Genomic DNA, 25,181 nt, shown 5'->3' with positions numbered 1-25,181 from the left:
AATCGGAGGCAGGCCTGTGGATTGCGCAGGTTCCGCGCCTGTGCGCGCTTGCTGGCCTCATGATTCCACGCTAGCAGGGGGAAAGTTCAGTTCCTCCCGGGAGAGAGCGGGTATCAAACCCCGCCGCCGAAGGCGCAACCGCCCCGGAAACGCTCAGGCAAAAGGGCCGGGAGAGAACCAACACGCTGGAAAGAGGCGGGCCATCTGGCGCCACCTCGCCGAAGGAGCAAGCCCGGAGTAATCGGGCGGAATCTCTCAGGCGCCGAGACAGCGGGGGCGACGGAAACGCGGCCATGGCCGCTGACGTCTCCTGTGATGAGGGCGCCAATGGGTGAGACAACCACCGAGACACTGAAGCGGACTCCGCTTTATGACCTGCACGAAGAGTGCGGGGCGAAGCTGGTGCCGTTCGCCGGCTATGAAATGCCGGTCCAGTTCCCGGACGGCGTGATGGAAGAGCATAACTGGACGCGGGCGCATGCCGGCCTGTTCGACGTCTCCCACATGGGCCCGTGCTTCCTGACCCTCGAAGACGGGATCGGCGGCGGCGATGAAGCCCACGCCAAGATCGCGGCGATGATCGAGGAACTGGTCCCGAGCGACATCACCAGCCTGAAACAGGGCCAGGCGCGTCTTACCGTGCTGCTGAACGAAGAAGGCGGCATTCTGGACGACCTGATCATCACGCGCCCGATTGGCGATGACGCGCAGGGCAGTCTCTACATCGTCGTCAACGGCGCGATGAAGGAGCAGGACTGGGCGATCTTCGAAGAGAAGCTCGCCGGACGCGCCGTGCTGACCCGCGCCGATGACCGCATCCTGTTCGCCCTTCAGGGGCCGGAAGCGGCCGATGTGATGAAGGATTTCTTTCCCGGCTGCGAGGACCTCAAGTTCATGCACCACATGCCGTTTGAGCTGAACGGCACGCGCTGCATCGTCTCGCGCTGCGGCTATACCGGCGAAGACGGGTTTGAAGTGCTGGTGAAACCGGAAGCCGGCCTTCCGCTGGTCAGGGAAATGCTGACCGACGAGCGCGTAAAGCCGATCGGCCTCGGCGCGCGGGACTCATTGCGCCTTGAAGCGGGGCTCTGCCTCTACGGCCATGACCTGGATCCTGCAACGTCGCCCATCGAAGCCGACCTTGGCTGGGTGATCCAGAAACGCCGCCGTGAGGCGGGCGATTTTCCTGGCGCAGAACGCATTCTCCGGGAGCGGAGCGAAGGTCCGGCCCGCAAGCGCGTCGGCATCAAGCCGCTGGAACGCGCTCCGGCCCGCGAAGGTACGGAAATCTTCATCGGCGACGAGAAGGTCGGCGTGATCACGTCCGGCGGTTTCGGTCCCACGGTCGGCCACCCGGTCGCTATGGGATATATCGCCAGCGCCCACACCGAACCCGGCACCGAAGTCCAGCTGATGGTGCGCGGCAAGGCGCGCCCGGCTGTCGTCGCCGATCTTCCCTTTGTTCCGCATAATTATAAGCGATAGGAGCCAGACCCCATGACCCGCTACACACAGCCGACGACCTTCTACACCAAGGACCATGAATGGGTGACGGTTCACAACGACCTCGCCACTGTGGGCATCACGCACTATGCCGAAAACGCACTCGGCGACATCGTCTTCGTAGAACTGCCAGAGGTCGGTGCCGAGTTCGCACCGGGTGACGACATGGCTGTCGTCGAGTCCGTCAAGGCTGCCTCCGACGTCTACGCCCCGATCCACGGTAAAGTGGTCGAGGTCAATCCGGCGCTCGGCGACAAGCCGGAGACGGTGAACGAATCCCCGACTGAAAAAGGCTGGTTCTGCGTCCTCGAAATCAAGGACGGCGCCGAGATCGCCGGCCTGATGGATGAGGCCGCTTACAAGGCCTATTGCGAAACCCTCTGAGGCCAGAGCCTCACAGACGGAGTACCGGAATGCGATACCTCCCCCTGACAGCGGACGACCGCGCAGACATGCTGAAAACGATCGGCGCGAAGTCGGTCGATGATTTTTATGCGGATGTTCCCGAGAGCGCCCGCCTGCACGGCACGGTGGACGGCCTGCCAAACCATCAGGGGGAACTCGCCGTTGAGCGGCACATGTCGAAGCTTGCCGCCAAGAACCGCGCGGCTTCGTCCGGCCCGTTCTTCGTCGGCGCCGGGGCTTACAAGCATCACGTGCCGGCCAGCGTGGACATGATCATCCAGCGCTCCGAATTCCTGACGACCTATACGCCTTACCAGCCGGAAATCGCCCAGGGCACGCTGCAGACCCTGTTCGAATTCCAGACCCAGGTTGCGGCCCTCACGGCGATGGATGTGGCCAACGCTTCCATGTATGACGGCTCGACCGCCTGTGCCGAAGCGGCCGTAATGGCGACGCGGGCGACGCGCCGCAAGAAGGTGATCCTCTCCGGCGGCCTGCATCCGCACTATGCTGCGGCAACGAAAATGCTGTGCGAGGCGCAGGGCATCGAGGTTGTGCAGCTCGAGCACGCCATCGACGGCGAACTGGCGCTGGCCGATGCTGTGGACGACCAGACAGCCTGCTTGATCGGCCAGTCGCCGAACACGTTCGGCACGGTGACGGATCTCTCGCCGGTGGCCGAAGCGGCGCATGGCAAGGGCGCACTGCTGGTCTCAGTGTTTACCGAAGCGGTTTCGCTCGGCCTCGTGACGCCGCCCGGTGAAATGGGCGCGGACATTGCCGTCGGCGAGGGCCAGTCCATCGGCAACGGCCTGAACTTCGGCGGGCCTTATGTGGGCCTCTTCGCCTGTACGCAGAAGCTGGTGCGCCAGATGCCGGGGCGGCTTTGCGGTGAGACGACCGATGCCGATGGCAAGCGCGGCTTCGTGCTGACGCTCTCGACGCGGGAGCAGCATATCCGCCGCGACAAGGCGACGTCGAACATTTGTACGAATTCCGGTCTCTGTACGCTGGCCTTCACCGCGCATATGACCCTGCTGGGCGGAAAGGGGCTGGAACAGCTGGCCGTGCTGAACCATGAAGCCGCCTGTGACCTTGCGGATGCGCTGGCCGCTGTGCCGGGTGTCGAAATCCTGACGCCGCGCTTCTTCAACGAGTTTGCGTTCCGCACGCCGATGAATGCCGAAGCCGTGCTCGCCATGCTGGACGAAGCGGGCATTGTTGGCGGCGTCCGCGCCAGCCGCTTGTTCCCGGGCGACCATATGGGCGACGTAATCCTTTGCGCTGCGACAGAATGCACAACACAGGAAGACATCGCCGCTTACGCCGCCGCCCTGAAGGAGATCATCTGATGAAGAGAGATGCCGACCTCCTTCGTAAGATTCTGTTGGCCGCGGAAGCTAAGAGTGATGATGGGTTGATAGTCACGCTAACGCCCGAAGATTTACCTCATCCCAATTTTGAAGAGGTGATGTGGTCACACGTTCTTGTACTTGAGGACCTTGGTTACATCGCACACGAACAACAAGCGTGCGACGAAAGTGTTGATGTCGGCCGCATTACTGCGGCTGGTTATGATTTTCTCGACTCTGTGCGAGATGACGAAGTCTGGCGTAAGACAAAGGAAGCGGCGGCTTCGGCTGGTGGCTTTACGATCGACCTTCTAGGTGATCTTGCAAAAGGACTGATCAAAACGCAGATCAAACGACTCACAGGAGTTGAAGTTTAACATGACGATGAACACTCAGGGCCGTCCCACCACTCCGGAGTCTGTCTCCATGTCCTCCATTGAAACCGTTTCCGGGTCGCGTGGTCTTCTGCAGGCGGAAGGTCTGATCTTCGAGATCGGCACGCCGGAGACGACCGGCGTCGACCTGCCGGCGCCGAAAGGCACGAAGAACCGTCTCGGCGGCGTGGCGCGCAAGCAGCCGACCGGCCTGCCGGGCCTGTCCGAGCCTCAGGCGGTGCGCCACTACATGCGCCTCAGCCAGAAGAACTATGCCATCGACCTCGGCCTGTTCCCGCTGGGCAGCTGTACGATGAAGCACAATCCGCGCCTCAACGAGAAGATCGCGCGCCTGCCGGGTTTTGGTGACATCCACCCGCTGCAGCCGCAGGCGACGGTGCAGGGCGCACTCGAGCTGATCGACGAACTGGCGACCTGGCTGAAGACGCTGACCAATATGCCGGCTGTGGCGATGAGCCCGAAAGCCGGCGCGCATGGCGAGTTCTGCGGTATGATGACGATCCGTCAGGCGCTGATCGCGCGCGGCGAAGTCGAGACCCGCAAGCGCGTTCTCGTCCCGGAGTCCGCCCACGGAACGAACCCTGCGACGGCCGTCCAGTGCGGCTTTATCGTTGACGAGATCAAGGCGAACAAGCGCGGCCGCGTCGATATGGAAGACCTGAAAGCGAAGCTGGAAAAGTCTGACGACATTGCCGGTATCATGCTGACCAACCCGAATACGTGCGGCCTGTTCGAAACCGACATCAAGGAAATCGCCGACCTGATCCATGAGGCGGGCGGCTATTTCTACTGCGACGGTGCGAACTTCAACGCCATCGTCGGCCGGGTGCGACCGGGCGATCTCGGTATCGATGCGATGCATATCAATCTTCACAAGACATTCTCCACGCCGCACGGCGGTGGCGGCCCGGGCTCTGGCCCGACAGTCCTGTCCGAAGCGCTCGCGCCGTATGCGCCGGTGCCGTTCGTGGTGAAGGATGCCGACGGCATGTTCCGCCTTGTTGAGGACATCGAAGGCGTTGCGTCCGAAAGCTTTGGCCGGATGGCGGCGTTCCATGGCCAGATGGGCATGTTCGTGCGGGCGCTGACCTATATTCTCAGCCATGGCGCTGATGGCCTGAAGCAGGCGTCTGAAGATGCCGTGCTGAATGCCAACTATGTCCAGGCACGCCTCAAGAGCGTGATGACCGCGCCGTTTGACGGCTACTGCATGCACGAGGCGCTGTTCTCGGATGCGTTCACGGCAGAAGGCATCGAGACAATCGACATCGCCAAGGCGCTGATCGATGAGGGATACCATCCGATGACGATGTATTTCCCGCTGGTCGTGCATGGCGCCATGCTGATCGAGCCGACGGAGTCGGAGTCGAAAGCGGAGCTGGACCGGTTCTGCGATGCGCTGGAATCCATTGCCCGCCGGGCAGCCCAGGGTGACGAAGCGCTGAAAGGCGCGCCATACCTTGCGCCGATGCGCCGGCTGGATGAAACCAAAGCGGCCCGTAAGCCCGTGCTCAAATGGGAAGAGCCAGTCGTCGCGCCGCCGGTTGCGGCTGAATAGGGAATGTTCAGGCCGGGGCCGTTTCGGAACGGTCCCGGCGGAACAGCGCTTTGCGAAGACGTCCGAACAGGACGTTGAGCGGGGATTCATACATCCGGTAGCTGAGCCAGGAAGCAGCGATTGTGAGCGCAATGCCGCTGGCAGCGTAGGCAAAATTGTCCAGTACGCCGGGATGCCCGAGGCGGAAAACAGGTGCCAGGCTGTCTGACTGTCCAAGCATCGCGAAAATCCGGCGCAGGGCGCTCAGCACAATCAGGTGCGACAGGTACAAGGCGAACGACCAGTCGCCGAGCTTGACGGCTGCGCTCAGGAGTGGGCGCAGGAATGCTCGGGCTCGCAGCAGGAGGTCTGGTGCGCCCTGACCCAGCAGCCAGCCAAACCAGATGACGGCGAGCATGCCGATCCCGCCAACGGTGACGGTCAGGAGCGTTGCATCGCGCCGAGCGCTGTCAGGGCTGTCACCATCAATACCGGTGAGCTGAAACAGTGCCAGGGTTACAAACCAGCCGACAAGTGCAGGGAAAAGCCAGGCGTGCCGGTCATGCATGTCCAGCCCTGCGACGGCATAGATCAGAAGCGCAGCTGGCAGTCCGTACCAGAGGACGCGGCCCCATTCGAGCAGGAAGGCAGTTTCCTGTCCCTGATAACAAAGTGCCGCCAGGAGCCACAAAGTGGCAAGAAGGGTCAGCGTGCCACTGCGCCAGATCAGGCCGTTCGTGATGGCGAGGCCTGCGACGGCGCCGAGAATGAATTCCAGTGTCATTGGGTGGAAGGCCAGGGCAACCCAGTTCATCGCGAAGGGGGCTGACAATCCGATAACGCCTCCGGCGGTCACCAGTACTGCCCAGCCGCCAATCAGGAGAGGCAGCCATTTTCTGGGAAGCAGCAGGAACAGTGTGAAGACGGCGTAGAAATAGACTTCGTGAACCAGCGTCCAGCCGACATTGAGGATCGGGAACGCCGGCTGCGGGACGAGCAGGAAGGACTTCACCAGGAAGGGCAGCGCCGGCTGGCCAAATGATGCCTTCTGCCAGCCGGCGCTCTGGCCGCTCATGCCATAGGCGGCGAGCATATAGATGGTCATACATCCGGCGAACGCCCACCAGACCGGGTAGATGCGTGTCACCCGGGCGAAGAGGAAGTCGGCAGCCTGTTTTGGACCCGGCACAGTGTTGCGTGTGACGAACACCATGATGAAACCGGAGATGACGAAGAACAGGTCTACGCCGGCATAGCCATTAGTGAAGAGGCCGCCGACCCAGGCCCGCTCCGTCAGGTTGTTGTCAGCAATGGCCAGCACTTCAAGTTCATGGATATGAAAGATCAGGACCAGCAGCGCCGCGAGGCCCCGAAGCGCCTGAATGGACTGCAATTTCATACTGGCCTCGCTGTCCGGCGCCCTCCCGGCGATCTATTTCTAGGCAGATGTGTAGCAACCACGCAACGCGGTTGCCAGACTTTGGACACATCCCGGTGATTTTACTTGGCAATGAATTTGCTCTGAACCCATATCCTCTGCATGTCCTCAACCGAGCCCCCAATGACTGACTCCTCTGCCGGTTTCCTTCGAAAGCCGATTGATATGGCCCGCCGGCATGTCGGGGGCCTTTTCCGTCAGATGCTGGCGGTTCTGGGACTGATGCATATTGTGGTGGCAATCCCGGTCGGCATGGCCACGCCATTCCTGCCCATCGGCCTGCCTCTGGCGATCATCGGCGTGATCCTGCTCGGCCGGAACTCGGTCTGGGGACGACGCTGGATGGAAGGCATTCTCACGCGGCACCCGCGGGTCGAGCGGTTTGCCCCGAGCTGGCTGATGCGGCTGGTCTTTGGCCGTGAAAAGCGGGATCATCTGCAGCCTCAGGCAGACTGAATCCGGCCGCGTGCCTTGCGGCGCTGCCTGATCCGCGCTCTATGGAACAGGTACGAAACGGGCAAAGCCGGGGCTAAGAATGATGATCAGACGGAACTGGGTTGCGCTTGCTGCAGCAGCCATATTCCTGACCGCATGCGGCGGTAGCGGGGAAAGCGATGGACCTGCGATCAAGCCGTTTACGCCGAATGAGCCGTTCGACCCAGACCCTTATCCGTCGACTTACGAAGCGTTCCCCAACGCGCCCGTCCTGATCACGAACGCGACCATACTGGATGGGGAAGGCGCGAAGATCGATAATGGTAGCCTGCTACTTCAGGACGGTAAGATCTCGGCCATCGGTGCCGATCTGGAAGCACCTGAAGGCTCGACGGTCATCGATGCGTCCGGCCGCTGGGTAACTCCGGGAATCATCGACAATCACAGCCACCTTGGCGCTTATCCGTCTCCCTCGGTTTCGGCGCATCAGGATGGCAACGAAATTTCCGGCCCGGTGACCGCTGAAGTCTGGGTTGAGCATGGCATCTGGCCGCAGGATCCGGGGTTTGACCGGGCGCTGGCAGGCGGCGTCACATCGCTGCAGGTTCTTCCGGGCAGCGCCAACCTGTTTGGCGGTCGCGGCATCACGTTGAAGAATGTGCCTGCCCGAACGGTGCAGGGAATGAAATTCCCAGCGGCGCCTTATACGCTGAAGATGGCCTGCGGGGAAAACCCGAAACGGGTCTACGGCTATGGCAATGGCAGCATTCCGGGCGGGGCGCCGTTTTCCCGCATGGGTAATATGGCCGGGTACCGGACAGCCTGGATCAAGGCCGCCGAGTACAAGCGCAAGTGGGACAAGTATTCGGCCGAGGGCGGTGAGATGCCGGCCCGGGACCTCGAACTGGATACGCTGGCCGGTGTTCTGGCGGGCGAAATCCTGGTCCACATGCATTGCTACCGCGCCGACGAGATGGCGCAGATCATGGATCTGTCGAAGGAGTTTGGCTACAAGGTTACGGCCTTCCACCATGCTGTCGAGAGCTACAAGATCGCTGACAAGCTGGCGGACTATGGCGCCTGTTCCTCCATGTGGGCGGACTGGTGGGGCTTCAAGATGGAAGCCTATGACGGCATCCCGGAAAACATTCCGATGGTCCATAATGCCGGTGCCTGCGCGATTGTGCATTCTGACAGCGACATCGGTATTCAACGCCTGAACCAGGAAGCCGCCAAGGCGTGGGCCGACGGCAAGCGCGTCGGCATTGACGTACCCATCGAGGAGGCTTGGGAGTGGTTGTCACTGAACCCGGCCAAATCGCTTGGCATCGATGCGCGCACCGGTTCGCTGAAGCCCGGGAAGATGGCTGATGTGGTCATCTGGTCCGGCAATCCGTTCAGCGTCTACACCAAGGCTGACCAGGTCTTTATCGACGGTGCGCTGATGTATGACCGTACTGACAATGCCGCGCGTCCCGTGCGGGACTTTGAGCTCGGCCAGCCTGGCGAAGGAGACATGAAATGATCCGCAAGCTGATGGCAGGTGCGGCAATCGCGGTCGTGGCAGCGTTCGGTGCTTCCGCGCAAACCTATGTGGTCGAAGGCAAGAAGGTGTGGACGGGTACCGATGCCGGCACCATTGAAAACGGCATTGTCGTCATCCGGAACGGCACGATCATGGCGGTTGGCCCCTCGACGATGGCGAAGCCTGAGGGGGCTGAGGTGATCAGCGCGGAATGGGTGACGCCCGGCCTGATCTCGGCCTTTTCGCGGACCGGGATTATCGAAGTGGATGCCGAGGATTCGACCAATGACGCCGTGGCGGCCATGTCCGGCTTCTCGGCGTCTCTTGACGCATCCGACGGGTTCAATCCTGATGACACAGCCGTCGATGTCAGCCGCCTTGGCGGGGTAACGCGTGTCGCCGTCGCACCGCAGCCATCGACAAACCTGTTTGCCGGTCAGGGATTCATTGCAGATACCAGCGGCGCTCAGGATACGGACCTCAAAGAAGAGGCGTTCACCTTCATCACGCTCGGTGAAGGCGGGGCAGGGCTGGCAGGCGGCTCGCGCCCGGCGGCTTGGGCCCAGCTACGAGCCGCCTTTGACGATGCCCGGGCCTATCCGACGCGCTATCTGGCGGGCGGGGAGGGCGACGTCCTCTCGCGCCGAGATGCCGAGGCGCTTGCTCCGGCAGCGCGCGGGCGTCAGCTAATTCTGATCGATGCCCGAAGCGCCACGGACCTGAACGCCGTGATGGACCTTGCAGAGTCGAACCGGAATTTAACGTTCGCGATCCTGGGAGCGGACGAAGGCTGGCGTGTCGCAGACCGGCTCGCCAAGTTGAAGATTCCCGTGATCGTGGACGGCTTTGCCAATCTTCCCGCCAGCTTCTCCCAACTCGCGGCGACGCAGGAAAATGCTGCCCGTCTCGATGCGGCTGGCGTTCCGGTGGCGATCGTCAATCTCGATGACTCCACTCATCTGGCGCGTCTCATGACGCAGATTGCCGGCAACGCTGTGGCGAATGGCATGGACTGGGACGATGCCATGAAGGCGCTCACCGTGACCCCGGCTTCGATCTACGGACTGTCCGGCTACGGCATTCTCGCGCCGGGCGCGCATGCTGATGTCGTGGCGTGGGATGGCGATCCTCTGGAAGTGACCACCAATGCCGACGCTGTTTTCATCGATGGTGAACCGCAGGAGATGCGTTCACGGCAGACGGAACTGCGCGACCGGTATCTGTCGCTCGACAAGGAAGACCGCCCCTACGCTTATGTGAAGCCTTAAGGGCGGGGAGGTCAGCTGGCCGTTGCGCCGGCGTTGAGTGTATCGATCAGGTCTTCGGTAACCGTGCCGGTAACTGGCAGGTTGTTGGAGATCTGATATTCACGGATGGCTGTGGCCGTTCCATTCCCCATGATGCCGTCCGGTGTGCCGGCGGCGTAGCCCAGGGCATTCAGCGCTTTCTGGATAGCCTGAATCTGGAGCGGGTTCCCCAAATTCCATGGCTGGGCACCGAAGCGGCCATTAGCAATCGCGTTTGCTGTGGCGGGCTGCCAGCTTGCGGCGCGGCTACGGGCCTGGGCGGCGGCTTCCGGTGAAACGCGTTCGATCAGTTGCGCAATCTTGGCAGGCGCGCCGCCGTCGCCATTGCGGTTGGCGACGTCGAACCAGAACAGGGATTCGGTCAGGTTCGGGCTGATGCCGAGACCTTGCTCATAAAGGACGCCGAGATTGTACTGGCTGTCGACCACGCCATATTCGGCGCCTTTGCGGAACCACTCCACAGCACCGGCATAGGTCTGTTCACCGCCTTCGCCCTCGGCCATGAAGACGGCAAGATCGTGCATGGCTTTGACGTTCCCGCCCATGGCGGCCTTTTCCGTCCATTCCCGCGCGAGCGAGAGATCCTTCGGAACGCCGGTTCCGCGCTCATGCAGCTTGGCGAGCGCGTATTGGGCGATTGGCAGGCCTTTCTGTGCGGCTTTGCGCATGAGAGCGGCGCCATCGGCATAGTCGCCGGCTGTCAGCTTTTCCTGCGCCAGCTGGTATTGGGCGATGTAGTTTCCGGCGGCAGCCGAAGCCTGCACGGTCACGACGGGTGGAACCGGCGCATAACGGGCCGGTGCGGCCGGTCTTGCTGGTTCGCCGAACAGGTCTTCTTCCATACCCGCGACAGAGGTCTCTTCGGCAGACGACTCTTTAGCCGTCATCTCGGGGACAGGCTCAGCCATCTCCGTGGCGCCCGGGTCGACATAGGTGCTTGCAGGTACGGCCTGCACCGGCGCGTCCTGTTTGCCGCGGATATAGAGGTAACCACCAGCCGCGACACCCGCGACAGCGACAGCGGATGCGGCGGCAATCAGGGGCAGGCGGCCGGACCCGCCACCGGACGTCATCCGGACCATCAGGCGCCCTGAAGCGCTGACGGTTTGGGCGCTGTTCTTGCCGAAGCTGGCCGCCATGGCCGCTTTGCGCGCGCGGGTCAGATAGTCTGCGGTGTCGGCGTCCAGCTCCTTGTCGTCTTCAGGCTTGGCGTCTGTGTCCACGGTGGCTTCCGTTTCCAGCTCAGGCGTATCAGCCGACGGCAGATCCAGGACCTCGAATTCCTCATCGTCGAAGATGTCGGAGTCGCGGGCTTCGGTATGAGCTTCGTCGAGGTCCTCGAGTCCGGCCAGAGCGTCAAGCGGATCGATGAGGTCATCGTCTTCGGTTTCGTCTTCAAGCATATCCAGACCGGCTTCAAAATCCGTCTCGTCTATGCCGTCTTCATGGCCTGCCGCAGCAGTTTCTTCGGAGAGGTTGCCGGTTTCTGCTTCCTGTGTGGCAAAGCTCAGGCCTTCCACGGCCGCGCGGATGGCATCGAAATCGTCCTCAAACGAGTCAGCAGTTTCTGGTTGGGAGCCCTGTTCTGCATTGGCACTCCAGGACTCGATGCCTGCTTCGAAAGTTTCGGCATCGCCTTCCTCTTCGGGCTCAAGCCCATAGTCTGCGTCATCTTCGAACGCGACGCCCATTGTGTCTTCGGCCGTTTCGGACAGGGAGTCTGCCGGGGCCTCCATTTCAGGAGCCGCTTCCACTGCCTCAGGCAGCGTGACCACTGGAGCGACATCGGTGTCCGGTTCGTCTGCCGTTTCCAGGTCTGCAAATGCACTGAATGTGTCGAAATCCTCGAAGGATTCCAGATCATCGGCGTGTTCAAAGGCTTCAAACTGGCCGTCCGACAACGGATCATCATCAACGTTTGCAAGACTTGCCGGAACGGTATCCAGATCGACAGGGGCGCCAGCCGGCGATGTGCCGTCCTCCAGGTTTTCCAGCCGGGCGGCCAGCATCGCAATGGCTTTCTGAACAGGGGAGAGCGACTCGTTCGCCTGCGACTGCATCTGTTCCAGGCGTTCGGTCACACCTGCCAGGGCGTCGGACAGGCGCTCGTCTGCTTTGCGGCGGTTCTCGTCAACCTGCTCGGCAAGCGATTTGATTGCTTCGTTCTGACGGGTCTGCAGGCGGTTGGTGGCGGCAGCAACCTGATCGCCGATCTGTTCGATCGCCTCGGCACTGCGAGTCTCGCTGTCATTGACGCGCTGGGTCAGATCCTCTGCCAGCTCATCTATCCTGTCGCTGACCGTTTTGCCGAGGCGTTCGATTTCCTCGCGAACCGCTTCGCCGGTTGCAGCGTCGCTACGTTCTTCGACCTCGCGCAGACGTGTGTCGAAAGTTTCATTGAGCGCGCCGACTTGCTCGGACACTTTTTCGATCGCGCCGGCCTGGCGTTCTTCGCTGGCTTCCAGCCGCTCCTGCATGCCGCCAAGTGTGTCCTTCATCTCAGCAATCGCCTCTTCACCGGCATTCGTTGCTGTGCGCGCGATCTCTTCTGCCAGTTCCTGGCGGACCGAATCCACGGTCTCGCGGACGGAGGACATCATGTCTTCCAGGCGGGACTCAAATTCGCTGCGCAGGCGGTCAGCAAGATCAGGATCCATCTTGCTGGCGACGTCACCGACCCGTTCGTCGAGGCTGGATACGGTTGATTCCAGATTCTTTAGCGCAGAATCGGTCGTGGTTTCCGCACGCGTCAGCCTGTTCTGGATCTGGTCGAAACGCATATCGAGCGAGTCGAGCGCGCTCGATACGTCCGTTTCGATGGCCTCCACGCGCGTTTCGGTGGCTTCGAGGCGTTCTTCGCGGTCGCTCAGCGCAGCGAGGCGCTCATGAACTTCGGTTTCGAGCCCGTCCACACGTTCAGAAACCTGGCGCGCGACCCCTTCCGCGCGGAGGGCCGCCTGTTCCACGCCTTGCTTGATCTGATCGGCTGTTTCCGTCCGGCTGCTCTCAACACGCGTCTCCATGGATTCGACGCGTTCGATGATGTCCATGAAGCCGGATTCCACGCGGCCCTTGATCGCCTGTGTTTCCTGCTCTGCCAGCTCATTTTCTTCGTAAACATGGCTGGCCAGTTTGCCGAGCGCACTTTCCAGCGCCTTAAGCGCTTCCAGGTTTTCCTGCCGGGAGTCGTCCTCTTCCAGCCGGCGGACCTTTTGTTTCAGGGCGTCATGGGTTTCCCGCAGCTGGTCGATCACACCTTCGACATGCCCGGCAATGGCTGCGGTGGTTTGCTGGGTATCCTCCAAACGGCCGACCAGGTCGTGGATCGTGTGATCCATGCTGGTAATGGCCATGGCCGAACGGGCTTCGGTGGCTTCGATCCGGCGGGTCAGCCGCTCCAGGACTTCATCTCTGGAATCCGGACGGGGGCGGTGTGCGTCCGACGGAGCGGGCACTTCGTTCGGTTGAGGGCTGCCGGCGGGAGCCTTCATCAGCCGGTCCAGGTACTCGCCCAGCGTCAGGCCCTCCGAGCGAGCGGCCTCTCTGGCGGCTTCCCGGGCGCGCTGGTCGATCCCTTTCGCGGCTCCTGTGCCTGACTGACTCATCCCCATACTCCTGACAGCCAACCCACCCGTTCCGGTTAATGAAACGGGCGGTTTTGTTCATTTTCCCAGTGTGTGATGGCAGGCGCCGTCTTAAGGGGAGGTTAAAGGTAAAGATTTCCGATTAATCTGATAACCGAGGGGTAATTTCCGGTTAATCGGGCCTGAGCCCTTGTGTGGCGCAAAATTTATTCGCAGCTTACGTTGACGTTCGCGTAAGGTTTGATCTAAGCTATCCTTATGTCACACAAGCATCCCTCGATTTCCGCTGCAGATTCCCGCACCTACACGATCTCTGAACTCGCCCGGGAGTTCGGGGTGACACCGCGTGCTCTGCGTTTCTATGAAGACAAAGACATGCTGCACCCGGCGCGTGACGGCATGATGCGGGTCTACTCGAACCGTGACCGCGCCCGGCTGACGATCATTGTCCGCCTGAAGCGTCTTGGTTTGCCGCTGGCCGACATCCGCGAGATCCTCGATCTCTATGCGCTGAATGACGGCAAGCGGGCGCAGACGCGCATGATGCTGGAAAAATTCCGCAAGCAGGTGAAAGAGCTGGAGATCCAGCGCGAAGACATCGACACCGCGCTGGGCGAACTCCGCAAGGGCATCGTCTGGCTGGAAGGCCTGGTCGACCAGGTCGGTCCGAGCGAAGAAGGCAAGCGCCAGGCTGCCGCTTATGAGGCTGTGGCGCGTCGCCAGCTTGACGAAGTCTGATCTGTAAGGCGGGTTTCCGCTATATTAGAAAGACCTTTCCAGAAGGGCGCGCTACGAAAGTGGTAGTCGCCCTTCACGCATTAAAGGACATGCACGATGCCTCGTTATGACGCCCCGATCCGCGATATGCGCTTCATTCTACAGGAAGTGCTTCAGATCCAGAATTATTCGAACCTGCCGGGTTTCGAGGAAGTGACACCCGATCTGGTCAGCGCGATTCTTGAGGAAGGCGGCAAGTTCGCGAAGGAAGTGCTGTACCCGCTGAACGCTGTGGGCGACCGGCAGGGCTGTGTGCGTAGCGATGATGCCAGTGTGAAGACGCCGGATGGCTTTCCCGATGCCTACAAGCAGCTGGTTGAAGGCGGATGGCCGCTCCTCTCCGTCGATCCGGAAATGGGCGGGCAGGGCTTGCCGCATGTCGTGAATATTGCGTGGACGGAAATGGTCTCCTCCGCGAACATGGCATTCGGCATGTACCCGGGGCTGACGCATGGCGCCTTCCAGGCGCTGATGGCGGGTGGCTCTGACGAACTAAAGGCCAAGTACGGTCCGAAAATGGCGTCGGCCGAATGGGCCGGCACAATGAACCTGACCGAGCCGCAGTGCGGTACCGATCTCGGCCTGATCAAGACTAAAGCCGTGCCCCAGCCGGATGGCACTTATAAAATCACAGGCCAGAAGATCTGGATTTCCGGTGGCGAGCAGGATCTCACCGAGAACATCATTCACCTCGTCCTGGCCCGCATCGAAGGCGGCCCTGAAGGGATCAAGGGTATCTCGCTGTTCCTCGTGCCGAAATACATGGTCGGTGAAGACGGCTCCATCGGCGAGCGCAATGCCTGCTCCTGTGGTGGCCTCGAAGAGAAAATGGGCATCCATGGCAACGCGACCTGTGTCATGAACTATGACGGCGCGACCGGCTTTCTCGTCGGCGAGGAGCATAAAGGCATGCGCACCATGTTCGTGATGATGAACGAAGCGCGCCTGGGCGTTGGTCTGCAGGGCCTGTCCCAGGCCGAACTGGCTTATCAGAACGCGGCAGACTTTGCGCGCGATCGGGTGCAGGGCCGTTCCCTGACCGGTGTGAAGTCGCCAGACCAGCCGGCCGACCCGATCATCGTGCACCCGGATGTGCGCCGCATGCTGATGGATCAGAAGGCCTTCATTGAGGGAGCGCGCTGTTTCACCTACTGGACGGCCTTCCAGGCTGACCTCCAGCACAAGGCGCCGGAAGAAGGCGTGCGCGAAAAGTCTTCGGATTATATGGCGCTGCTGACGCCAGTGGTGAAAGCCTACCTCACGCACAAGGGCTATGAGTGTGCCAACTGGGCGCTACAGCTGCATGGCGGCTCTGGCTTTACCCGGGAATGGGGTATGGAACAGATCGTTCGCGACTGCCGGATCACCACGATCTATGAAGGTACGAACGGTGTTCAGGCGCTGGACCTGGTTGGACGGAAGCTCGCTGCCAATGGTGGTCGGGCCGTATTCTCGTTCTTCTCTGATGTGGATGAGTTTGTTGCCGCGAATGAGGGCAATGAAGAGCTGGCGTTGTTTGTCGAAGGTCTTCAGTCGATCAAAGCCGAACTGCAGGAAGGCACGATGTGGCTGATGCAGAACGGTATGTCCGATTTCAATAATGCAGGGGCGTCCAGCCATGACTACCTGCACCTGTTCGGCCTGACCGCTCTGGCCTACATGTGGGCGCAGATGGCCAAGGTGGCTCTGGAGAGCAAGGGCAAAGAGCCCTTCTACGAGCAGAAGCTGGCGACGGGTCGGTACTTCGTTGAGCGTCTTCTGCCGGACGGCGCCGCGCATCTCGCAAAAGTGAAGACGGGTGCGGCACCTCTGATGGATCTGGAAGCGGACGCCTTCTGAGGCGAATCTTTCCTGTTTTGGAATGTCTAAGGGGAGTCACGGGAGTGTGTTACACTCTCGATGGCGACCTGCGGCAAAATTTTCCCTGAATCCCTGCGGTCTACCGCTGGGGAAGGACTGGGAAAAATCAGGCCAGACCGCTACATGTTTACGTGAACGTAAGCGGCAATTGCCCGCTTGCATCCTATATCAGAGGAAACCCGGAGACCGACAATGCAACAGAGCCCGCTCAACGTACCCAAGCCCGCGTGGCGTCAGGATGAGGAGCTCGAAATTTTCTCCGATGCGGTTGGCCAGTTCTTCGAGAAGGAATGCGCGCCGCACGTGCCGGAATGGCGCAAGGCAGGCATAGTCCCAAAAGAGGTCTGGAAGAAGGCCGGGGAAATGGGCCTGCTGGGCGCTTCTGTCCCGGAAGAATATGGCGGCGCGGGCGGTGACTTCCGCCATGAGGCCATCATCATCGAGCAGCAGCAGTGGAAGGGCATCGATGGCTTCGGCATCACGCTGCACAACGCCATCATCGCGCCCTACATCACAGCCTATGGCACCGAAGAGCAAAAGCGCCGCTGGCTGCCGGGAATCTGCAATGGCGACATCGTAACCGCCATCGCCATGACAGAGCCGGGCGCCGGGTCAGATCTTCAGGGCATGAAGACGACCGCCAAACGTGACGGCGACGAATATGTCATCAACGGGTCGAAGACCTTCATCTCAAATGGCCAGACCGCCAATCTCATCCTGGTCTGCGTCAAGACAGACCCGAGCCAGGGCGCAAAGGGCATTTCCATCATCGGCGTCGAGACCGACAAGGTGGAAGGCTTCCGCCGTGGCCGGAACCTGGAGAAAGTTGGCCAGCACGCAGCAGACACATCCGAACTGTTCTTCGACGAGGTGCGCGTGCCAGCGTCGAACCTGCTCGGCGAAGTGGAGGGCAAAGGCTTCATCCAGCTGATGCAGAAACTGCCGCAGGAGCGTCATATCATCGGCCTGCAGGGCATCGGCATGATCGAGCGCGCGATCCATGAGACGGTGGAATATGTGAAAAACCGCAAGGCGTTCGGCGGCACGATCTTTGACTTCCAGAACACCCAGTTCAAACTGGCCGAATGCAAGACTGAAGCGACCGTTGCCAAAGTGTTCGCCGATCACTGCACGGAGCTTCTCCTGAAGGAGGAGCTGGACGCCGCGACGGCCTCCATGTCCAAATACTGGATCAGCGATTTGCAGTGCAAAATCATCGACGAGTGCCTGCAGCTGCACGGCGGCTTTGGCTATATGGACGAATATCCGATCGCTCAGATGTATGCCGACGCACGCGTTCAGCGCATCTATGGCGGCGCCAACGAAGTCATGAAAATGTTGATCGCGAGGACGCTTTAGCCCGACATGCCCGACAGTCACCTCATTCGTGATGTCTTCCCGACGCCGAGCCCGAGCTCAACCTCGCTCGGTTTCGAGCTAATCTCGCTCGACATGAAAGAGCTGATGGCGCGAGTGCGGTTCGATGGTCGGCCGGAGTTCTGCAACCCGGCCGGAGTCATCCAGGGCGGTTATCTTGTCGCCATGATGGATGATACGATCGGTATGCTGGCTGGCATGAAAGCCGGAAAGACGAAACTGCCGTCGACGGTTGACCTGCATACGCATTTCCTGCGCCCCGTGCGCAAGGGCGCCATCGAAGTGGTTGCCCGCCTGCGTAATGTCGGCCGGGCGATGCTGTTCGCCGAAGCCGAACTTTATGATTCCCGTGGCAAGGAAGCCGCCCGTTCCACTGCCAGCCTCACTCTCAACCCGGTTCTGAAGCCGGCCAGCGAGAGGTAATATGACCGTCATGGAGAACTATGCCGAACTCCTGTTCACCGATGCGGTGAAAGCCTACCAGGAAAAGGCGGGCATGCGGGAGAAGTACGAAAGTATTTACCAGGACCGACACCGCGGTCCATTGGATGACGATACGATTGCGTTTCTTTCGAGCATGACAAGTTTCTACATTGCCACCACCGGGAGCCATGGGTGGCCTTATATCCAGCATCGGGGCGGTCCCGCTGGCTTCATAAAGATCCTTGGTCCGGACACGATCGGATTCGCAGACTATCTCGGCAATCGGCAGTTCATCACGCGCGGTAATCTCGATGGGTCCAACCGTGTTTCCCTGTTCTTCATGGATTATCCTCGTCGCGCCCGGCTGAAGATGCTGGGAGAAGCCCGCATGGTCGATGCTGCCTCAGATCCGGAATTGCAGAATACTCTGGATCAGGATGGGCAAGGTCCAGTGGAGCGGTTGATGACGATAAAGATCGTCGCCCGTGACTGGAATTGTCCGAAATATATCGTGCCGCGATATACGGAAGAACAAGTTGCTCAATTGATCGCCCCGCGGCTCAACCAGCTGGTGGAAGAGAACCAGCTGCTTAAGGCCCGGATCGCTCAGTTGGAAGGCAAGCAATCGCCTGACACAAACCCGGAATAACAACCACTCCCAGGAAAGGAGTAACTTCAAATGACTGAAGCCTATATCTACGACGCGGTCCGCACGCCGCGCGGCAAAGGCAAGAAAAGTGGTTCGTTGCACGAAATCACGTCACTTAGCCTCGCCACGCAAGTGCTGCAGGCCATCCGCGAGCGGAATGACCTTGACACCTCCAAGGTCGATGATGTGGTCCTCGGCTGTGTTTCGCCGGTCGGCGAGCAGGGTGCCGACATTGCCCGCGTTGCCGTGCTGAATGCAGACTATGCTGAAACGACCGCCGGTGTGCAGGTCGATCGCTTCTGCGCTTCCGGTCTTGAGGCCTGTAACATGGCCGCTTCGAAAGTCATGACCGGCGAGGCCGACATGGCTATCGGCGGCGGTGTCGAATCCATGAGCCGCGTGCCGATGGGCGCGTCCGGCGGTGCCTGGTCGACCGATCCTCAGGTCGCGCTGAAGACCTATTTCACGCCGCAGGGCATCGGCGCTGATACGATCGCAACGAAGTACGGTTTTTCGCGAGACGACGTCGACGCCTTCGCCGTGGAAAGTCAGCGCCGTGCCGCGCAGGCCTGGAAGGAAGGCCGCTTTGCGAAATCCATCGTTCCGGTGAAAGACCAGATGGGTGGCATCCGCCTCGACCATGACGAGCACATGCGCCCGGATGCAGATATGCAGTCGCTCGCCGGACTGAACCCGTCCTTTGCGGGTATGGGGGCGATGGGTTTCGACGAAGTCATCAAGCAGCGCTATCCGGAGCTGGAAAGCATCAACCACGTCCATCACGCCGGCAACTCTTCCGGCATTGTGGATGGCGCCTCGGCTGTCCTGTTCGGTTCCAAGGAAATGGGCGAAGCGCTCGGCTTGAAGCCGCGTGCCCGCGTCAAAGCCATGGCATCCATCGGTTCCGAGCCGGGGATCATGCTGACGGGGCCGACCTATGTGTCGCAAAAGGTCCTGAAGAAAGCCGGTATGAACCCGGAAGACATCGACCTTTATGAGCTGAACGAAGCCTTTGCGTCGGTTGTGCTGCTGATGATGCAGAACCTGAACATCCCCCACGACAAGATGAACGTGAATGGCGGAGCCATCGCCATGGGCCACCCGCTGGGCGCCACCGGCGGCATGATCCTCGGCACGATGGTCGACGAGTTGGAGCGGGCCGACAAGGAAACCGCCCTGATCACGCTTTGCGTCGGTGCCGGCATGGGCACGGCCACAATCATCGAACGCGTCTAATCCTTACACAGAATAATCGGAACATAGTATCATGAAACTCGAGACATTTGGTTGGGACATCGACGCAGACGGCATTGCACACGCTGTTTTCGACGTGCCGGGCCGCAGCATGAACACGCTGACCGGTAAGGCCGTTGCCGACATTATCGCGATTGCCGACGAAGTTGCTTCCAACGACGACATCAAGGGGCTGGTTATCTCATCCGGCAAGCCGAGCGGTTTTTGTGCCGGAGCTGACCTTGGTGAAATGGGTCAGCGCGCTGGCGGTGGAGAGAAAAAGGAGCTCTCTGAAGCTGAGCTGAAGAAGCAGCAGTTCGACCAAGGCTTTGCTCTGAACGGCACCCTGCGCAAGCTGGAAACCTGCGGCAAGCCGGTGGCCGTGGCCCTGAACGGCCTCGCCCTTGGCGGCGGCCTCGAAGTGGCGCTTGCCTGTCACTACCGCGTTGCGGCCAATGACAATCCGAAGCTTCAGTTCGGCCTGCCGGAAGCCAAGATCGGCCTCCTGCCGGGTGCTGGTGGCACGCAACGTCTGCCGCGTCTCGTCGGCGTTCAGGCAGCTCTGCCGCTGATCCTCCAAGGCGAAAGCTTCAACGCCGAGAAGGCTCTCGCCATGGGTGTGGTTCAGGAACTGGCAGCGTCCTCGGAAACGGTCGAAAAGGCCAAGGCCTGGGTGAAAGCCAACCCGACCGCGAAAGCGCCGTGGGATGAAAAAGGCTACAAGGTGCCGGGCGGCGTGCCGCACAAATCTCCGGGTGCTGGCCAGGTCGCCACGATGGCGAACATGATGCTGTCGTCGAAAACCTACGGCAACTATCCGGCCCAGAAGAACATCCTTTCCTGCATCTACGAAGGCATTCAGGTGCCGATCGATGCCGGCCTGCGCATTGAAACGCGTTACTTCATTAACACCCAGCAGCGCCCGGAAGCGAAAGCCATGATCCGCTCGCTGTTCCTGTCGATGCAGGAACTGTCGAAAGGCGCAAACCGCCCGGCAGGTCATCCGAAGACGGAGTTCAAGAAGATCGCGGTCATCGGCGCCGGTCTGATGGGCGCAGGCATTGCCTACGTCCAGGCGAAGGCGGGCATTCCGACCGTTCTGGTCGACGTATCGAAAGAGAACGCCGAGAAAGGCAAGGACTACTCCCGTCGGCTCGTGGACAAGGACGTTTCGCGCGGCAAGTCCACAAAAGAGAAGGGTGATGCACTCCTCGACCTGATCACCACGACGGATTCCTATGATGATGTCAAAGGCGCGGATCTCGTGATCGAAGCTGTGTTCGAAAATGTCGAGCTGAAGGCGAAAATCACCGAGATGGCAGAAGCTGTTCTGGATGAAGACGCAGTGTTCGGTTCCAACACGTCGACCCTGCCGATCACCGGCCTCGCCAAGGCGTCGAAGCGTCCGGAAAACTTCATCGGCATTCACTTCTTCTCGCCGGTGGAACGCATGGGTCTTGTGGAGATCATTTCCGGCAAGGAAACCAGCGAAGCCACGCTGGCGAAGGCCATCGATTATGTTCTGGCCATTCGCAAGACGCCGATCGCTGTGAACGACAGCCGCGGCTTCTACACCTCGCGCTGCTTCGGCACCTACACGCGTGAAGGCATGGAAATGCTGGCCGAGGGCATCAAGCCGGCGATCATCGAGAATGTCGGCCGCCAGTGCGGTATGCCGATGGGGGCGCTCGAAGTGTCTGACTCCGTTGGTCTCGACACTGCCCTGAAAGTCACGCGCGCAACGGCCGAAGCCGCTGGCGTCGACCTGCAGGGCGATGACCGGACTCAGTTCCTGGCATGGCTGGTCGAGGACCAGGGCCGCGTTGGCCGCAAGGCCGGCAAGGGCTTTTACGACTACAACGAAAAGGGTAAGCCGGAACGCCTCTGGCCGGACATCAACAAGATGATCGAGGTGAAGGTGGATGAATGCTCGCCGGAGCTGAAGCAGGAGCTGACCAACCGCTTCCTCGTCCGTCAGGCCATCGAAGTGGCGCGCTGCTTCGACGAAGGCGTCATCACCGATGCCCGCGATGCTGACATCGGCTCAATCCTTGCCTGGGGCTTCGCGCCGTTCACGGGCGGGTGCTGCTCCTATGTCGACCTGGTCTGGGGCATCAAGGAGTTCGTCGCTGAGGCTGACCGTCTCGCTGCCAAGTATGGCGAGCGCTTCGAACCGCCGACTGTCCTGCGTGACATGGCGGAAAAAGGCGAGGGGTTCTACGACCGCTTCCCGCCAGCAGGCACGAAAGCGAAAGCAGCCGCTTAACCGCGATCTGTTGATCCAGTAGAAAAGGCCGGAGCAGTGCTCCGGCCTTTTTATTTTGTTTGCAAGTTGAGGCGCCGGATTATTTCCGGGCGCGCGACCACCAGCCTGTGCGACGGGGGGCGGCAGGCTTCTCGGCCTCGGCTGGCTCCGGGGCAGGTTTTGGCTTGGCTTCCGCTGCCGCGGCGCTTTCATCCATGTGTGCGACAACCGCCTCAGCTTCGACTTCCGCTTCTACCGTGTCTACGGCTTCTGCGGCGACATCCGCCGGCATCACTTCCGGATCGGGCAGATCTGCTGTTTCCGTTTTCGCTTCTTCAGCCGGTTTTTCGCCTGCCGATTCCGGCGCTGTGTCCTCAACGGCGGTGTCCTTTGCGTCGCTCTTGCGGGCGCGGGACCGGCGGGTGCGTTTCGGTTTTGGCTTTTCTTCGGTACCAGTTTCCGGCTCTGCCGTCGCTTCAGCGACGGCTTCCTCGGCGACCGACTCCGGCATGATTTCCGGTTCAGACGCTTCCAGTTGGGCTGGAGGCGTCTCGTCCAGCATGTCCGGCGCACTGGCGGCCAGACCATCCAGATAGGCTCCGCCGTCAGACGGGACGTTTTCGTCCTGTCCTTCGGCGCCTTCCGCGCGGTCTGAATTGTTCCGGCGGCGGCGGCGTCCGCCCCGGCGTCCGCGGCGGCGGCGCTTGCGAGGCGTTTCGGAGCCATCTTCGGAAGAGGCTTCATTCCCGTCGCCGTCCTCGTCGTCGGAGTCGTCATCGTCCTGGGTGTCATCATCCAGCGCGACGATGGGAGTGTCCCCGTCGACCACTTCCATACCGGTTTCGCGGTCGCCCTTGTTGCGGCGGCGACCACCCCGGCGGCGGCGTTTGCGGCGGGACTTTTTCTCGTCTCCGTCGTCACCATCGGATTCGGTTTCGGTTTCGGAATCAGAGGTCTCGTCGTCCTCGATGGTTTCGTCATCCTCGTCCTCGGACGGGGCTGGCTTGGACGGCTTCTGGAGTGAGCGAGGCTGCTTGCGCTTCTTCGGCTTGGCGTTCTGGTCACGCTCGGCATCGATTGTGAAGTCGCCCGGCAGCATCTCTTCGGAAGAATGGATCGACACGGCAAAGCCAGCGATCCGCTCGATCTCGATCAGGGCTTCGCGCTTGTTGTTGAGAATGTAGAGGGCCACATCCGTCGGGGCTTTCACCGAGATGGACTTCAGGCCGCCGGTTGCAGCACGCGCTTCGATGGCCCGGATCAGCTGCAGGGCAGCCGAAGGAATCGAACGGCGGCGTCCCGTGCCGTTACAGGACGGGCAGGGATCGGACGTTGCCTGAAGCACGCCCTGGCGGCGGCGCTGGCGGGAGATTTCCATCAGGCCGAATTGCGAGATCCGTCCATGCTGGACGCGGGCCCGGTCGACCTTGAGGCATTCTTTCAGCTTCTTCTCGACGGCACGGTTGTTCTTGTTCTCATCCATGTCGATGAAGTCGATCACGATGAGGCCGGCGAGATCGCGCAGGCGCATCTGGCGGCAGGCTTCCTCGGCGGCTTCCAGATTGGTCCGCGTTGCCGTCTGCTCGATATTCCGCTCACGCGTGGCCTTGCCGGAGTTCACGTCGATGGCAACCAGCGCTTCGGTCTGGTTGATGACGAGATAGCCGCCGGATTTCAGCTGCACGACCGGGGAATAGATCGAATCGAGCTGTTCCTCGACCGCTTCAGAAACGAAAAGTGGCTCCTCGTCCTTCCATTGCTGAACCTTCTTGGCCTGACTCGGCATGATCAGCTTGGCGAGGTCTTTCGCTTCGCGATAGGCGTCCTCGCCCTGGACAAGGACTTCCTCGATCTCCTTGTCGAACATGTCCCGCATGGCGCGATGGACCAGGCCGCCCTCGGCATTGATCAGCATCGGCGCTTCAGACGCGAGCGTCTTTTCGACGATCGTTTCCCAGAGCTTGGAGAGGTATTCGTAGTCGCGCTTGATTTCGGCTTTGGTGCGCTTGGCGCCAGCCGTGCGCACGATCAGGCCCATGCCGTCCGGCACTTCCAGTTCGGAAACGATGGATTTCAGGCGCTTGCGGTCGGAGCTGTTGACGATCTTGCGGGAGATGCCGCCGCCACGCGGTGTGTTCGGCATCAGGACCGAGTACCGGCCAGCGAGCGAGAGGTAGGTCGTCAGGGCCGCACCCTTGGAGCCGCGCTCTTCTTTGACCACCTGAACCAGCATCACCTGACGGCGGCGAATGACTTCCTGGATCTTGTAGCGCTTGGAGATCGACGTGCGGCTGGACTTGCGGGCCGGGCGGCGACCGGAAGCCTTGGCGGATTTCTTTTTCTTTTCGCCGTTTTCGTCGTCTTCGCCATCGGAAGAGGCTTCGTCGTCCTCTTCTTCGGCATCGGAATCGTCTTCGGCGTTCGCTTCGTCTTCGTCGCCTTCGGAGTCGTCAGACTCGTCGCCATTCTCTGTGTCCGCTGAGGCTTCATCGTCCTCATCGTCGTCTTCGATGGCGGCTGCTGCTTCTTCCGCAGCTTCGCGCAATAGCGCTTCGCGGTCTTCGGCAGGAAGCTGGTAGTAATCCGGGTGGATCTCGCTGAAGGCGAGGAAACCATGGCGGTTGCCGCCATATTCCACGAAGGCCGCCTGCAGCGACGGCTCAACCCGCGTTACCTTTGCGAGGTAAATGTTGCCGCGGAGTTGTTCGTTACCAGTTGTTTCGAAGTCGAAGTCGTCGACCTGCCCGTTGTTGACGATCGCCACACGGGTCTCTTCCGGGTGGGCGGCGTCGATCAGCATGAGTTTGCTCATGTAGAGGAACCTTTTGATCCGGCGCTGCTGTAACGGGCGGTTTCCGCCTCAGGCAGTCTAGCTGGCCGGTCTGAATATTGAGGGGATGGGTGCAGGCACGACCGCGTTCATGCCGCCCTGGCAGCATGATAAAAGCGGATTTAAGGGCGGCACCCTGGTACATTTGCTCTGCTTTCCGGAGCGCGGCGCCCGCCGACCTGTATACGGTGAGCCGGGATCGCTGGCGCGTCATAAGGAAACTTGCGTTGTAGCGCGGCAATCCGGCTACGACCCGGATAGTGCCCAATTTTCCCGCCCAAGAAAAGAGTCAAATCATGAATTGGC

At 60.8% G+C, this 25,181-nt stretch carries 18 protein-coding genes and 1 riboswitch; of the genes, 15 read left to right on the top strand and 3 right to left on the bottom strand.

The features are described from left to right. The first annotated feature begins 87 nt into the window (after nucleotides 1-87). A riboswitch (glycine riboswitch) is annotated at nucleotides 88-179 on the top strand. 148 nt (nucleotides 180-327) lie between these two features. From gcvT to gcvPB, 5 genes are read left to right on the top strand one after another with little or no spacing between them, the layout of a single operon-like run. Then, a complete protein-coding gene (gcvT, locus tag HJA_RS10675; RefSeq protein WP_035581993.1) occupies nucleotides 328-1,485 on the top strand; it encodes a glycine cleavage system aminomethyltransferase GcvT in 1,158 nt (385 codons plus the stop codon). Nucleotides 1,486-1,497: 12 nt separating this feature from the next. Further along, the gene (gene gcvH / locus HJA_RS10670) at nucleotides 1,498-1,887 is read left to right on the top strand and encodes a glycine cleavage system protein GcvH (RefSeq protein ID WP_035581991.1); all 390 of its coding nucleotides are present in this window, start codon (nucleotides 1,498-1,500) and stop codon (nucleotides 1,885-1,887) included. Nucleotides 1,888-1,916: 29 nt separating this feature from the next. Further along, nucleotides 1,917-3,260 (top strand): aminomethyl-transferring glycine dehydrogenase subunit GcvPA, encoded by a 1,344-nt coding sequence (gene gcvPA, locus HJA_RS10665; protein WP_035581988.1) that lies wholly within the window; start codon nucleotides 1,917-1,919, stop codon nucleotides 3,258-3,260. After that, nucleotides 3,260-3,637, top strand: a complete 378-nt coding sequence (locus tag HJA_RS10660) for a DUF2513 domain-containing protein (RefSeq protein WP_035581984.1) — start codon at nucleotides 3,260-3,262, stop codon at nucleotides 3,635-3,637. The genes gcvPA and HJA_RS10660 overlap by 1 nt, the downstream gene beginning before the upstream one ends. Nucleotide 3,638: 1 nt before the next feature. Continuing rightward, nucleotides 3,639-5,213 (top strand): aminomethyl-transferring glycine dehydrogenase subunit GcvPB, encoded by a 1,575-nt coding sequence (gcvPB, locus tag HJA_RS10655; RefSeq protein ID WP_035581981.1) that lies wholly within the window; start codon nucleotides 3,639-3,641, stop codon nucleotides 5,211-5,213. A 7-nt stretch (nucleotides 5,214-5,220) separates the two neighbouring features. Here the strand turns inward: gcvPB and HJA_RS10650 are convergent, their stop codons facing one another. Then, nucleotides 5,221-6,591 (bottom strand): acyltransferase family protein, encoded by a 1,371-nt coding sequence (locus HJA_RS10650; RefSeq protein WP_035581979.1) that lies wholly within the window; start codon nucleotides 6,589-6,591, stop codon nucleotides 5,221-5,223. Nucleotides 6,592-6,753: 162 nt separating this feature from the next. Between HJA_RS10650 and HJA_RS10645 the strand changes: the two genes are divergently transcribed. From HJA_RS10645 to HJA_RS10635, 3 genes are all read left to right on the top strand, one after another. After that, nucleotides 6,754-7,086 carry a hypothetical protein gene (locus HJA_RS10645; protein ID WP_035581977.1) on the top strand — a complete coding sequence of 111 codons (333 nt, stop codon included), beginning with the start codon at nucleotides 6,754-6,756 and terminating at the stop codon, nucleotides 7,084-7,086. 79 nt (nucleotides 7,087-7,165) lie between these two features. Continuing rightward, nucleotides 7,166-8,590, top strand: coding sequence for an amidohydrolase (locus HJA_RS10640; RefSeq protein WP_081814652.1), 1,425 nt, complete (start codon nucleotides 7,166-7,168; stop codon nucleotides 8,588-8,590). Then, nucleotides 8,587-9,858: an amidohydrolase family protein gene (locus HJA_RS10635; protein WP_035581975.1), complete on the top strand. Its 1,272-nt coding sequence runs from the start codon at nucleotides 8,587-8,589 to the stop codon at nucleotides 9,856-9,858. Before HJA_RS10640 ends, HJA_RS10635 begins: the two co-directional genes overlap by 4 nt. 11 nt (nucleotides 9,859-9,869) lie before the next feature. On the opposite strand, the gene HJA_RS10630 is transcribed toward HJA_RS10635, so the two are convergent. Next, on the bottom strand, nucleotides 9,870-13,502 hold the full coding sequence (locus HJA_RS10630; RefSeq protein ID WP_035581972.1) for a peptidoglycan-binding protein: 3,633 nt from the start codon (nucleotides 13,500-13,502) through the stop codon (nucleotides 9,870-9,872). Nucleotides 13,503-13,739: 237 nt separating this feature from the next. Between HJA_RS10630 and HJA_RS10625 the strand changes: the two genes are divergently transcribed. The 7 genes from HJA_RS10625 to HJA_RS10595 all read left to right on the top strand — a co-directional run bounded on the left by HJA_RS10625 (nucleotide 13,740) and on the right by HJA_RS10595 (nucleotide 22,066). Next, entirely contained in the window at nucleotides 13,740-14,219 is a 480-nt protein-coding gene (locus HJA_RS10625) for a MerR family transcriptional regulator (RefSeq protein WP_051597584.1), read from the top strand. 96 nt (nucleotides 14,220-14,315) lie between these two features. Beyond that, nucleotides 14,316-16,097 carry an acyl-CoA dehydrogenase C-terminal domain-containing protein gene (locus tag HJA_RS10620; RefSeq protein WP_035581970.1) on the top strand — a complete coding sequence of 594 codons (1,782 nt, stop codon included), beginning with the start codon at nucleotides 14,316-14,318 and terminating at the stop codon, nucleotides 16,095-16,097. A gap of 213 nt (nucleotides 16,098-16,310) precedes the next feature. After that, the gene (locus tag HJA_RS10615; protein ID WP_035581967.1) at nucleotides 16,311-17,477 is read left to right on the top strand and encodes an acyl-CoA dehydrogenase family protein; all 1,167 of its coding nucleotides are present in this window, start codon (nucleotides 16,311-16,313) and stop codon (nucleotides 17,475-17,477) included. 6 nt (nucleotides 17,478-17,483) lie between these two features. Then, the gene (locus tag HJA_RS10610) at nucleotides 17,484-17,918 is read left to right on the top strand and encodes a PaaI family thioesterase (RefSeq protein ID WP_051597583.1); all 435 of its coding nucleotides are present in this window, start codon (nucleotides 17,484-17,486) and stop codon (nucleotides 17,916-17,918) included. A 1-nt stretch (nucleotide 17,919) separates the two neighbouring features. After that, nucleotides 17,920-18,567 (top strand): pyridoxamine 5'-phosphate oxidase family protein, encoded by a 648-nt coding sequence (locus tag HJA_RS10605; RefSeq protein WP_206741713.1) that lies wholly within the window; start codon nucleotides 17,920-17,922, stop codon nucleotides 18,565-18,567. 30 nt (nucleotides 18,568-18,597) lie between these two features. Continuing rightward, nucleotides 18,598-19,803, top strand: coding sequence for an acetyl-CoA C-acetyltransferase (locus HJA_RS10600; protein WP_035581964.1), 1,206 nt, complete (start codon nucleotides 18,598-18,600; stop codon nucleotides 19,801-19,803). Nucleotides 19,804-19,834: 31 nt separating this feature from the next. After that, entirely contained in the window at nucleotides 19,835-22,066 is a 2,232-nt protein-coding gene (locus tag HJA_RS10595; RefSeq protein ID WP_035581961.1) for a 3-hydroxyacyl-CoA dehydrogenase NAD-binding domain-containing protein, read from the top strand. Between the two features lie 79 nt (nucleotides 22,067-22,145). Here HJA_RS10595 and HJA_RS10590 read toward each other — a convergent pair whose 3' ends face one another. Continuing rightward, nucleotides 22,146-24,857 carry an Rne/Rng family ribonuclease gene (locus tag HJA_RS10590; RefSeq protein WP_035581960.1) on the bottom strand — a complete coding sequence of 904 codons (2,712 nt, stop codon included), beginning with the start codon at nucleotides 24,855-24,857 and terminating at the stop codon, nucleotides 22,146-22,148. Nucleotides 24,858-25,181 lie beyond the last annotated feature (324 nt).

This window comes from Hyphomonas jannaschiana VP2 (assembly GCF_000685215.1).
Lineage (GTDB): Bacteria > Pseudomonadota > Alphaproteobacteria > Caulobacterales > Hyphomonadaceae > Hyphomonas > Hyphomonas jannaschiana.
The sequence above is the reverse complement of the archived record's forward strand: the minus strand, read 5'-3'. Positions and strand labels throughout refer to the sequence as shown.